General features: G+C 35.3%; 9 protein-coding genes. 4 read left to right on the top strand and 5 right to left on the bottom strand.

The annotated features are described in order from the left end of the window. Window positions 1–194: 194 nt before the first annotated feature. Window positions 195–1,004 (bottom strand): CPBP family intramembrane glutamic endopeptidase, encoded by an 810-nt coding sequence (locus PEDSA_RS19660; protein WP_013633726.1) that lies wholly within the window; start codon window positions 1,002–1,004, stop codon window positions 195–197. Window positions 1,005–2,241: 1,237 nt separating this feature from the next. Beyond that, window positions 2,242–3,231: a 3-dehydro-L-gulonate 2-dehydrogenase gene (yiaK, locus tag PEDSA_RS13585; protein WP_013633725.1), complete on the bottom strand. Its 990-nt coding sequence runs from the start codon at window positions 3,229–3,231 to the stop codon at window positions 2,242–2,244. A gap of 124 nt (window positions 3,232–3,355) precedes the next feature. On the opposite strand from yiaK, the gene PEDSA_RS13580 reads away from it, so the two are divergent. Further along, entirely contained in the window at window positions 3,356–4,633 is a 1,278-nt protein-coding gene (locus PEDSA_RS13580) for a chloride channel protein (RefSeq protein ID WP_013633724.1), read from the top strand. Window positions 4,634–4,721: 88 nt separating this feature from the next. Here PEDSA_RS13580 and PEDSA_RS13575 read toward each other — a convergent pair whose 3' ends face one another. Next, window positions 4,722–5,246, bottom strand: a complete 525-nt coding sequence (locus PEDSA_RS13575) for a YceI family protein (protein ID WP_013633723.1) — start codon at window positions 5,244–5,246, stop codon at window positions 4,722–4,724. A gap of 18 nt (window positions 5,247–5,264) precedes the next feature. Continuing rightward, window positions 5,265–6,134, bottom strand: a complete 870-nt coding sequence (locus PEDSA_RS13570; RefSeq protein WP_013633722.1) for a CHAD domain-containing protein — start codon at window positions 6,132–6,134, stop codon at window positions 5,265–5,267. A 134-nt stretch (window positions 6,135–6,268) separates the two neighbouring features. On the opposite strand from PEDSA_RS13570, the gene PEDSA_RS13565 reads away from it, so the two are divergent. The 3 genes from PEDSA_RS13565 to PEDSA_RS13555 all read left to right on the top strand — a co-directional run bounded on the left by PEDSA_RS13565 (window position 6,269) and on the right by PEDSA_RS13555 (window position 10,906). Next, window positions 6,269–9,067 (top strand): outer membrane beta-barrel family protein, encoded by a 2,799-nt coding sequence (locus PEDSA_RS13565; RefSeq protein WP_013633721.1) that lies wholly within the window; start codon window positions 6,269–6,271, stop codon window positions 9,065–9,067. After that, window positions 9,067–9,840, top strand: coding sequence for a GLPGLI family protein (locus PEDSA_RS13560; RefSeq protein WP_013633720.1), 774 nt, complete (start codon window positions 9,067–9,069; stop codon window positions 9,838–9,840). Before PEDSA_RS13565 ends, PEDSA_RS13560 begins: the two co-directional genes overlap by 1 nt. Window positions 9,841–9,985: 145 nt before the next feature. Continuing rightward, entirely contained in the window at window positions 9,986–10,906 is a 921-nt protein-coding gene (locus tag PEDSA_RS13555) for a PorP/SprF family type IX secretion system membrane protein (protein WP_013633719.1), read from the top strand. Here PEDSA_RS13555 and PEDSA_RS13550 read toward each other — a convergent pair. After that, window positions 10,903–12,048, bottom strand: a complete 1,146-nt coding sequence (locus tag PEDSA_RS13550; protein ID WP_013633718.1) for a hypothetical protein — start codon at window positions 12,046–12,048, stop codon at window positions 10,903–10,905. The two genes, PEDSA_RS13555 and PEDSA_RS13550, sit on opposite strands and share 4 nt — an antisense overlap. Window position 12,049 lies beyond the last annotated feature (1 nt).

Here is a 12,049-nt window from a genome sequence, read left to right as displayed (position 1 = left end):
CCCCGGATCTGGTTTGAGTGTTAGTAAAGCGACTCTCAGATTTTAAACGAGGGAGGAGACTCTAATCTGTCCGCAGAGTTAAGTGAAATGTCTCTGCGGGTTAGTCAATAAAAAAGAGTCTCCGACTCGATTTATTAGAGTTTCAAACTCCTGTTCATTATAAATGATAGGCAAACAGAGACTGTAAACTAATTCTAAGGATAGGCAAGTCCGTGGGCATTCTTCATAAACTCCTTTTTTAAATAATAGATACAAACTATAATAATAGTAACAAGTCCCGCCATAGTTAAAATAAGATTTGTAGTATCATTATAGATTGACTTAATATCAATGAAGTGGAAGTGTTTCATAAGAAAAACACTTAAATTATTAGTAGCATGAATTATGATGGAAAGCAATAAACTACGTGTATTGTAATAAACCCAACCAGAGAAAATTCCTATTATACATCCGGTTACAAATTGCCATGGGTTTAAATGAGCTAATCCAAACAGCAGAGTCGAAATCAAGATAGATTTAAGTGGAGAATGTTTTCTTAATAGTCCATCCAGTATAATACCTCTGAAAATAAGTTCCTCAAAAATTGGAACCACTATAACAATCAATATAAAAGAAAAAACACCTGTTTGATTTCCAAAGCTCATAAATGTTTTTTGTACAATTTCTGGCATAGGTATTAAATTCACTAATAATTTTACTATTGGAAATATTATACCAAAAAGTAGTGCAATTGTTCCTGTAATGATGAAGGAAAGAATTCGTTTATTCGCAATAATCAGGTTAAATGAATAATCTCTTGTTTTACTTTTTCTGATTGAGTAAATAACGAGTAGAGAAATTCCATATGCAAAAAGGTAACACAATAGTATGGAAACTTCTTTGCTGAGAAATTTGTTTAGGATTAAATTCACAGGATATAATAAAAGAAGTCCTAATATTAAAATACCCGTAATTCCAATACTTTGAGCTACGTTCAGATAATTTTTAATAGTAGGTTCTGTCACTGGTTAGTGGTTTTACTTGTAATTACTTTGTAAGACAACACTAAATTTAATAAAAAGTGGTGAAAGAAGAGTACTTCGTTCGCGGTTTTGCAACCTATGGTTACGAGTGGGCTTTAATCATTTATATAAATCCCTAATCTGTCCGCAGAGTTAAGTGAACTGCCTCTGCGGGTTAGTCAATAAAAAAGAGTCTTCGACTTCTGTAGAATATTGTCCATCATTTTTTTGTTCATCTCCTGTCGTGGCCTATCCTTTTTTCCTTGTCATTGCGATGAGAGAAGGGATGGTTTGTACGTAGGTGCGAAGTGGCAATCTTCATTGTCAATTGTTTGCCGTCTGGATCACAGATTCAAGAGATTAAAAGATTTCACTGAAATTGATGTACTATACAAGTCAAATCCGTAGATTCTGTTAATCTGCATATAATCCGTGATTCTGATGACTGGCAAAGAAGATAAAATATCCTGCGGAGTGAGATGGGGGTTTGAGACTCCGGGTTATTCATTTTTTTAAAGCTTACTTATCCGCTATTGATTAATAACACACTTATTACTACATGCTCTTTTTTAGAGGGGTACTAGTGATAAAACAGAGGGTTTATAGAGGGTTCATAGAGGTAGAGCTCTACAAAATCTCTGTTTTAATACTCCTTTGTTTATAGATAAATACTGTTACCAGTATCCTAATATTATATCCGTCTCCTGGAGTAGTTCTTAACAAGTCGAATTCTAATAAACATATTTTAATGGCAGCGCTATGCTATAATTTGAAGAAATACCTGAAAGTTTGAACGTAAAAAGCCTCAATCATCAGCTTTAGCCAAGGCAAGCTTTGTTCCTTTAAAAAGACATTGTATCTGCTTATTTTAGTCGATACCAGCTTCTTTAAATATCTAAAGCCTGAATTCCTTTCAATGACAAACTTTGCTTAAGATGGCTTAAATAAGGTTTGGTAATAGAAGTTCAATCAAGAAAAGGAAGTTGTGAAATAGTCACCGATGTTTATAGGCTTTAGCGAAGCAGATTTTAGAAAACATCATTATCTAAATACTAATAGCGAAGTTTTCTCTTTCGCTTCGGTTAAAGGATGCAGATGAGGCTTAAATGTATCTTTTGCAGGTTAGGAATTCTTTATTAATTCTCAACGGCAATTATCAAGATAAACTGATGGCTGTTGAAATCATCCGGTGAGAAAATAGTTTTAAAAAGTGTTGTTCCTTCATTTCAATTAGTTCGGTCTACAAATCCATTAACTTTTGCCACATTACCTCATCAACAGGGATGCCTTCTTTTTCATTTTGCCATCTTGTTTGTAAAGTTTTTTCGCCCGGATAGTAAATAGCTTCACCTTCGATAGGTTGTACACCTTTAGTATAGTCGATAATTTTATTGGCAATGTCCTCGTAATTGGAATTCAGACTTGGATCGATACAAATAAAAACCTGAGAAATATTGGTTTCGCTTTTACTTGTGGTAACCTCTCCTGTAGTTTGTCCGTCGCTTAATATGCTGGCAAGTAAGTCCAGCATCATAGCCAGCCCCGAACCTTTCCACATGCCAACGGGTAATGTTCTTTTTGTCATCCGGATAGCTGTGGGATCTTTACTTAAATTTCCTTCCTCATCATAACCACTATAAAAACCAAGTTCTTTATGCTTTAATTCCGCTTCCTGCATTTTACCATAGGAATATTGCGACATAGCCATATCCAGAACAATATGTCCTTCTTTGCGAGGAACAGCAATAATTAAAGGATTATTACCAATAGCGGGTTCTTTTGCTCCCCATGGCGGCATAATGGCAATGGTATTGGTAAAGTTAATACCGATGCAGCCCGCTTCAGCTGCTTGCCAGCCATAAGATCCACCACGCATCCAATGGTTAGTACGCTTTAAAGCCACACAACCCATACCGTTCTTTTTTGCAAGTTCTATAGCTCTTTGTATACTTATTTTGGCGTTCAGCATACCGGGACCCAATTGTCCGTCCCATTGTTCTATTACGCCAAGGCTCTTTACCAATGTTGGTTCTGCATCTTTAGCTATCCAGCCTTTTTTGACGTAATCGACAAATACAGGAAAGCGATTTAAACCATGGGAGTATACGCCATCTAAGCTGTTATTGGCGAATATTTCTGCTATAGATTTGGCCTTTATCGGGTCGAATGCTAACGATAGTAAAACTCTTTCGAACTGTTTATATAGTTCGGGGTAGGAAACTTTAGTCATGGCAATCAGATTTTGTTGGACTGGATAAGCTAATCTAAGGAAATTTTAATGGATTTGATATAATTTTTGACAGAGACTCAGATACTCTTACTTTTGCTTGTGTTTTTGATTGGTATACAAAGAAATGAGGAATAAAATATTTGCTTACCACTACGTTAAATTATTAATAACATCTCTTCTGATAGGTCTTATATGTTCTATTATTGCCGAATCTCTGAAGCATTTGACGGAGCATTTTGAAGAGCGGATATTTGAATGGATAAAACCCAACTATCCGGTTTTGCTTTTTATACTGCCATCGGTTGGTATTACCATTATTTATTTTCTTAGAAAATACGCCTTTAAAAACAGGAAGAATAAAGGGATTACAGAGATTTATAAAACGCTTGATCAGCGAAAAGATCACTTACCTTTTTTTAAAATCCCTTCGCACTATATAAACGGGTTTTTAACTGTGATTTTTGGAGGGTCAACAGGCATTGAGGTATCAACAGTGGTTGCTACAGCTACGGTTGGAAATGTGGCTTATAAAAAGCAAATGGGCGCTTACGCTTTTAAGAGGGAGATGATTTGTGCCGGGGTTACGGCCGGAGTAGCTGTTTTATTTGCAAGCCCTATTGCCGGCTGGCTATTTGCTATGGAGGTTATTGCCAGAAAAATCAATAAATCTCTGATCATAAGCTGTACGGCATCAGCAATTGCGGCAGCATTGTTTATTTACTTTTTTGATGGGCATACCTTATTGCCTTTTTCTATTGATAACTGGAAATGGTCTGCTTTGCCTTTTTTCCTTGTTTTAAGTTTGATGGGCGGTGCGCTGGCCGTGTTTTTTACGTTGACTGTTATTAAGGTAAAAGATGGCTTCGCGAAAATAAACAACAATTTTATTCGGGTAAACCTGGGAGCTATTGCTGTAGGTGCTATGATTTATCTCCTGCCATTTCTGTTTGGAGACAGTTATCACGGATTGAACGATATATTGGCTCATGCTTTAGAAACTAAAATGAGTAATTCTTTTATTTTGACATTGCTACTATTAATGTCGTTAAAACCAATCGTTTCGTCTTTAACACTTGGCGCTGGGGGTGACGGTGGGGTTTTCGCTCCCAGTATTGTGGCCGGAGCGGTTTTAGGTGTTTTGTTCGCAGGTTTGTGTAATAAATTTTTTGGAACACACCTGTTGGTATTGAACTTTGCGCTGGTTGGCGCGGCAGCTACTTTGTCTGCAGCTATCCATGCACCTTTAACTGCCTTGTTTTTGGTTTGTAATCTTGTTCCTAACGGATTCACCTTGTTTGTACCATTGCTTTTAGCAGCATTTATAGCAAAGGCTTTTGCTGCATTTTTGTTGCCTTATAATGTTTATACCTATAAACTGATACCGGAAAAGAAGCCTGAATAGTATTTTGATTTAGGAAAGCCAAACAGCAAGAGACGGAGGAATTTAAATAATAATGCTTGGTAAGGAGAAGAACCTTGAGCTGAAAATATTATAAATTCAACACTGCAACTATAATTATTTCTGCTTCATTACCCATCAAAAAAGTTCCACTATTACCAATTTTATAGTCTAACCGCTTTACGATTAAACTGCCTTTAAAAGTGTTTTGCGACAATGTAAACGGTATTTGAACATTTTGAGTTACTCCATGCATCGTTAATGCTCCGCTAACAATATAACCTTTATCGGTCTTTACAACTGTTGTTGATTTGAAACAAATGGTTGGATACTTCTTAACATCAAAGTAATCTTCACTTCTAAGGTGTTTATCTCTTTTTTTGTTGTCTGTGTTTACGGTTGTGGCATCAATACACACATCAAAAGAAGAAGTCGAAATCTTGTTTGGATTAAAATCCACTTCGCCTGTCATTCTACTAAAAGTCCCTCTTACGACGTTTACTTTCATATTGCTGATTTTGAAGTTTACAACCGATTTTTCCGTGTTTATGCTTCGGGCAAAGCTGATTACTGATATAAACACTGTTAATAAACTTGTTATGATTACTTTTTTCATCTTACGACTTATTGTTCGTTATGACTTTTTCATTTTTAGGTTTGCATAAAGTATATCCCGATACAACTCTCTATTGCGAGCCTTCAGTTTCGTAATAAAATTTTTTTTATCTCTAAAATGTTGATTTGAAAAAAAACCGATTGCAGAGTAGGTATCATGCCATAAACCTAGTCTGTGTTGCAGCTTATTTACATGAGATGCATTTAAATTTAATGATTTTTGAATATTGTCTGGCAAAGCCTTGTAAACATACATGAGTGTTTTCAGCTGAGTCCTAAGCTGATGAAGACCTTTTTTTGACCCCTTATTGAATTTGTTACTGGCTTTTCGAATTTGTTTTTGAAAGTATTTTTTTGCTGTTTTTTTCTTAGGCAGATAGAGTGGAGCGTCAAAGATCATATCTAACCTTTTTACGATATCGATATAAACAGGAATATTTTTTATAAACAGTCTCTGATCGTTATTTTCTTTCCTAGCCATATCTTTTACCATAGATAGTGGTGGATTATGCAATTTCTGAAGGAGTTTACTATTGATTTGGAGTTCCCGGATTTGTCCAGCTTTCTTGAATATAGGTTTCAGTATTCTTATTCCGCCCGGATATGAATATATGCTATTAATAAAATGAAACAGGGCTCTGATTTTTTTAACCTGAACCCTTAGCTGATGAAAAGACTCTGGTTTTTGCTGCTTTTTTAAAGTATTTAGCTCTTTTTCTATTGTTTTGAGACAATTAGAAACGTATAAATTGAACAGAGTCTTTTTCACTTTTGTGCTATTTAGATACCTTATTTTCTTATTGGATAACTCTAATAAAATGGACTTTGTTTTCATAAAATTAATATCTATCAAGAGTACTTTCTTTTTCAAGTCTTTTACTTTCCTCATGATTGCTGAATTTTTAAGATTATTTAACAATTTTTATCTTTTAATTTTCCGTTAATCATTTAATTTTGGTTTGAAATAAATTGTCCATATCATAAATAGACTTTTCAAACTTATAAACCAAACCACTCTTGAATATGAAAACTGCCATTTTTGGCTTTATCTTTTCGGTTTTTGCTCTTTGTGTATTCGGGCAAAATCCGTATCTCGTTAAAGGATTTGTTATAGACCCTGCCGAGAATATCAAACTGGAGAACACAAGTATTTTGGTCATGAATGCTAAAGATTCCACATTGTTGAATTTTACAAGGGCAGACAACAATGGTAATTTCACGGTAGATAATTTAAAGCAGGGTGATTTTATCCTTTTGTTGTCTTATCCGGGTTATGCAGATTATAGCGAGCCATTTAAACTGGACTCTGTAAACAAAAGCATAGATTTTGGCAAGGTGGATATGGTTTTAAAGTCCAGATTACTGGCCGAAGTGCTGGTGAAAGGTACTGCGAATGCAATTACCATAAAAGGTGATACTACCGAATTTAATGCGGTAGCCTATGTTATACAACCAAACTCTAAAGTAGAAGATCTGATTAAACAGTTCCCGGGTATAGAGGTAGATAAAGATGGTAAAATCACCGCTCATGGAGAAACGATAACAAAAGTATTGGTGGATGGAGAAGAGTTTTTTGGCGATGACCCAACTTTGGTGACAAAGAATTTGAGAGCCGATATGGTAGATAAAGTTCAGCTATACGACAAAAAAAGTGATCAGGCAACCTTTACCGGGATAGATGATGGAGTGAAAGATAAAACATTAAATATCAAATTAAAGGAAGATAAAAAGAAAGGTTATTTCGGAAAATTAAGCGCTGGTGTTGCCAAAGGTTATTACGAGCAGCAGGCAATGGCAAATCTTTTTACTGCCCGACAAAAATTATCTGTTTACGGAACAAATAGTAATACTTCTACCACGGGTTTGAATTGGAGAGATAGTCAGCGTTTTGGAGAATCAAATACTTCTTTTAGTGATGATGGTTATATGATTAGTTATGGCAGCAGGGATGATATATCTTATAATGGACAGGGAATTCCCGAAACACGTTCTACCGCGGCTAGTTATGAGAATAAATGGGATAGTAATAAAAAGACCTTCAACCTGAATTATAAATTGGGAGATATGGAGGTTAATGGTTATAGGGATAATCTTAATCAAAGGAATCTACCCTCGGGAATTACGCAAAACGTCAGTCATAATGTGTTTCGTAATTATTTATCCAGACAAAGGCTCAATGCTACTTTCACAAACAAAATAGATTCTACATCAACAATAAAATTGGGAATTTCAGCGGGTACAAAGCATACGAAATCGAATGATGATTTTGATTCTGAAACCTATAAAAACAATGATATACTACAGAATAGAAATAAAAGAACGGTTGACAACAATGGAGACCAGCAAAATGTGGAAGCCAATATTTTATGGAATAAAAAGCTAAAAAAACAACGTCGTACTGTATCTATCAACACATCTATTGCTTATAATAAGAATAATTCAGAAGGTTATTTAAACTCGGAGAATATATTCTTTAATCCGAGCTCTACGGATGCGAACCTAATTATAGACAGTATGGTAAATATCAATCAACTGAAATTGAATAACTCTGAAGGGACTAATTTTAATACGAATGTTGCCTATACGGAACCTATAACGAAATCGCTTTCACTGGTGTTTAATTATCGTTTTGGTTTAAACAACAGAACGTCTAATAAACAGTCTTTGAACCAGTCAGGATCGGGAAGGTATGATCAATTAGACTCTTTATACAGTAATAATTTCGAGTTACAGGAATATTCTAATGAAGCCGGTGCAATATTTAATTATAAGAAAGATAAGACTACATTGAACTTTGGGACTAAGGTAGCCCATGTAGATTTCAATCAGATAGATACATACACGAAAACCAGATACGATAGAAATTTTATCAATCTAAATCCGCAGGTAAATTATCAGTATAAATTTAGTAATCAGGAAAGCTTTCGGGTTGATTATAATGGATCAAGCAGACAACCCGGTATTTATGACATACAACCTATTCGAAACAATACGGATCCTTTGAACATTTACATCGGAAATCCGTCATTGAAGCCTTCTTTTAATCATAGACTGAATGCTTCGTATAATACTTATAAAATTCTGAACAGCAGATATTTATATGTCAGTGGCTCCTATAGCCTTACCGAGAATTCTATTGTAAATAAGTCGACTACCGACTCGGTAGGAAAAACTACTTATCAATCTGTTAATCTAAGCGATAAGAGGCCTAATAATTACAATATGTATTTCAATTTTGCAAGAAAAATTGGACCCATTAATGGAGGTTTTGGAGGAGGTGTAAATGGAAATACCTATTATAATTATGTAAATGGAGAGCTTAATAAAGGCGTTTCAAATAGTTATTTTATTTCTTTGAATGCATCTGCTTACAGGGAGTCTAAATATGATTTTTACATAACACTTGGTCCACGCTATAAAACCGGATATTCCAGCCTTCAAAAGAATATTAATAACAATGGTTGGGAATTGTTTAACAGAGCGTCGTTCAATATATATCTGCCTTTAAATTTCGAGTTCGGAGCAGACGGAGAGTATCAGTATCAACAGAAGACATCGTCATTTGATACTTCGTTCGAGCGGACAATTATCAATTCGAGCATTCGTAAAAAATTCTTTAAAGAAAAGAATTTAGTAGCGTCTGTCTCTGTCAGGGATTTATTAAATCAGAATGTCGGATTCAATCGATCTGCTTATGATAACTCGATATCCCAAAGCAGCTACAACACCATTAGAAGATATTTTATGTTTTCTTTGATATGGGATTTCAATAAAATGGGGATAGGTAGTAAAGTTAAAACACCAACAAAAGAAACTGAATAATGAAAAAGCCATATATCATTCTTATCGCATTCTTATCACTGTGCTGTAATGTTTTTGCTCAGCATAGCCGGTTTGCCACTCAAGGAGAAATACAGTTTGAAAAGAAGATCAATATACATGCGATGTTTCGTATGTCGATAAATAAAAATAACGAAGTATACATGCAAAAGATGTTTGATGAATATAAATCTAAACATCCTCAGTTTGTTACTATGAAAAGTACTTTGTTGTTTTCTAACCAAACCACTTTTTTTAAGCCTATTAAAGAAGAGGATAACTCTCTGGCTTTTGTTAGAAACTCTCCAGGAGTACAACAGATAAACATTATCCAAACAGATCTGAAAAATAAGACCAGTATAACACAAAAGTCAATTTTTGAAGAAATTTATTTAGTAAAAGACAGTCTCCGTAAAATTAATTGGAAAATTACAAGCGAGACGCGTGAAATAGCTGGTTATCCTTGTCGAAGAGCAAATGCCGTAATTATGGACTCTATTTACGTGGTTGCTTTCTATACCGATAAAATCCCTGTTTCGGGAGGCCCTGAATCTTTTACGGGGTTGCCAGGTATGATTTTAGGTGTTGCCTTGCCACATGAGCATATGACCTGGTTTGCTACTTCTGTTAAAGATATGCCTGTTTCATCGTCGTCTTTTCAAATGCCAACAAAGGGTAAGAATATTGACAGCAAAAACTTAAAAACAACTTTAGAGAATGTGTTTAAACAGTGGGGTACAGCAGCCAAACAATATTTGCGGTTTTATTTCCTGTAATAAAACCTAAGGAGATGGATTTCATTTTGCTTTATGCCAACTGTTGTAAAGAGATTGTTAACAAAGCTATAAATCCAGAAATAAAGTAACTACTCAGGAGCTTGTCCGTATAAGATTAGTAAAAAAACTAATCTGAGGGCTGAGCATGCGGAAATTTCACCTGTTTATTGTGTTGAACATCTTGTTTATGACCGTTTATGGTCAGCAGCAAGCCATGTACACGCAATACATGTTCAATACCCTGGCGGTGAATCCGGCCTACTCCAGTTTAGATGATGCCTTTACGATTACAGGAGTTTCCAGAATGCAGTGGGTGGGGTTTAAAGGAGCGCCAAGAACACAAACCCTTACTTTGCATACACCGATAAACGAATCGAATACTTCTGTAGGGGCTATTCTCGTTAACGATCAAATAGGAGAGGTTATTCAAGAAACGGGAGGGTATCTCTCTTTGGCACAAAAAGTAGAGATTTTTGAAGAGACTTTTTTATCTGTGGGATTTAACGGAGGGGTAAGTAGTTTTAAAGCGAATTATTCTGACAATTATAACTACAGCCCAGGATCTATAAATGATCCCGTTTTTCAGAATTCTAAAGAAATGCGGGCAAATTTTGGGTTTGGTATCATGCTTTTTTCAGAGAAGTATTATCTTGGATTTTCATCGCCACACTTTTATTATAGAGATATTGCTTCTTTAGGCAAAGAAGCTTCGGCGACAAAGTACAGACCGCATTATATGCTTCAGGCTGGTTATTTATTGCAGTTAGGAGAGAACTTTAAACTAAAACCAAACTTTTTAGCGAAATATGTTAACGGGTCTCCAATACAGCTTGATTTTAATGCGAATTTATTGATCAGTGAAACACTTTGGGTGGGCGCATCATACAGAACAAAAGATTCCTTCGATTTAATGGCCTCAATTTTTATAACACCAAGTATACAGTTTGGTTATTCTTACGATTTTACCAATACCGAGCTGGCTAAGATACAGAAGGGAAGTCATGAAATTATGTTGAAAGCCCGTATTTTTGGACGAACCAAAGACCAAACTTCCTGTTATTTCTAAGCCCCGTATGTGGTTATTTTCTGCGTATCTATACTTATCTCAGTTTTTCCGCTGTTGGTGTCGTCTTTTAGTTCTAAAGATTTGATACTGGTAGAATGCGTTTCATACAGTGTCTCGTAAGCCTTGTTTCTATTCACCCTCCGGCCGTTTAAGATCAGGATGTAGCTTGTGTCAAATTTATAGGTGTCCAGTTTTTCGATACGCTTTTTTATATCGGGGAATCTTTCCGAGACTTCATTGGCGAAAGACTTCAATACAAAGTCTTTGGTAAAAACATTTACTTGATTTTCTGATCTTTTGACAAAAGCAATTTCAGTTTTCTTCTGCTTTTCGATCTTTTTTTCTGAAACCTTTTTATTGTTTAAAAGGAATTTGATTGAGTTTGAAGCAGTTTCTCTTTCGAAACTATTTCGTCTCGAAAATCCACCCTGATATTTAACAAAGATATAGTCCTTACTATCGGCATTTTTATAATGCCATTTGAAGTTCTGTGGATTCTGCTCGTTTGTTTTTGGCGCAACGGAAATTAATGCATCCGGGTTTATGCCAGCCAGGTTGACGGAAACTTCGGTACGTTCTATTTTTCCTTTCCATAACGCGGATTGTGCCAGTTGATAGCCGAAATAATTGAATGAATTGGTTTGTCCCGCAGGTAATTTATATTTTACAAGAAGTTGCAACTCACCGTTTTCTGGAAAAAGAATACGCCAGGCATAACCCGGCATATTTTTCTTATAATACCTGTTTACAGCATTTTTATTGCTTTTTCTTCCGGTAATTTCACGAAGCTCGTTCGGAATATAAATATTCCGATAACCTATACTTCTGTTGTTGATAAGAACTTCAAAACTGTTTCTATCGTAAAGATTTACATTCTTTTGAGAAGCTGCAACGAAATTCATAATGGGTAACCCCATTTCAGCCTCCACTTCTGCTCCGGTATTTCTTAAATGATAATAACATTCTACGTAGCTATAATCCCGGTAGATATTAGCGGAAATCCGCTGTTCAACAATTTGAATGTTTTTAGCCTGTTTACCGGGAACAATCCCCTTTAATTGTATCTGATTATCCTGACTATATGCAACGATCGAAAATGTACTGATATAAATTAAAAAAAACAGACCCAAAGTTATTCTCATT

This window comes from Pseudopedobacter saltans DSM 12145 (genome assembly GCF_000190735.1).
Lineage (GTDB): Bacteria > Bacteroidota > Bacteroidia > Sphingobacteriales > Sphingobacteriaceae > Pseudopedobacter > Pseudopedobacter saltans.
The sequence above is the reverse complement of the archived record's forward strand: the minus strand, read 5'-3'. Positions and strand labels throughout refer to the sequence as shown.

Coding starts and splice junctions, on each gene's coding strand:
- PEDSA_RS13555 (WP_013633719.1), top strand. CDS start 9,986: ATGCGGAAATTTCACCTGTTTATTGTGTTGAACATCTTGTTTATGACC.
- PEDSA_RS13580 (WP_013633724.1), top strand. CDS start 3,356: ATGAGGAATAAAATATTTGCTTACCACTACGTTAAATTATTAATAACA.
- PEDSA_RS13575 (WP_013633723.1), bottom strand. CDS start 5,246: ATGAAAAAAGTAATCATAACAAGTTTATTAACAGTGTTTATATCAGTA.
- yiaK (WP_013633725.1), bottom strand. CDS start 3,231: ATGACTAAAGTTTCCTACCCCGAACTATATAAACAGTTCGAAAGAGTT.
- PEDSA_RS13570 (WP_013633722.1), bottom strand. CDS start 6,134: ATGAGGAAAGTAAAAGACTTGAAAAAGAAAGTACTCTTGATAGATATT.
- PEDSA_RS13550 (WP_013633718.1), bottom strand. CDS start 12,048: ATGAGAATAACTTTGGGTCTGTTTTTTTTAATTTATATCAGTACATTT.
- PEDSA_RS13560 (WP_013633720.1), top strand. CDS start 9,067: ATGAAAAAGCCATATATCATTCTTATCGCATTCTTATCACTGTGCTGT.
- PEDSA_RS13565 (WP_013633721.1), top strand. CDS start 6,269: ATGAAAACTGCCATTTTTGGCTTTATCTTTTCGGTTTTTGCTCTTTGT.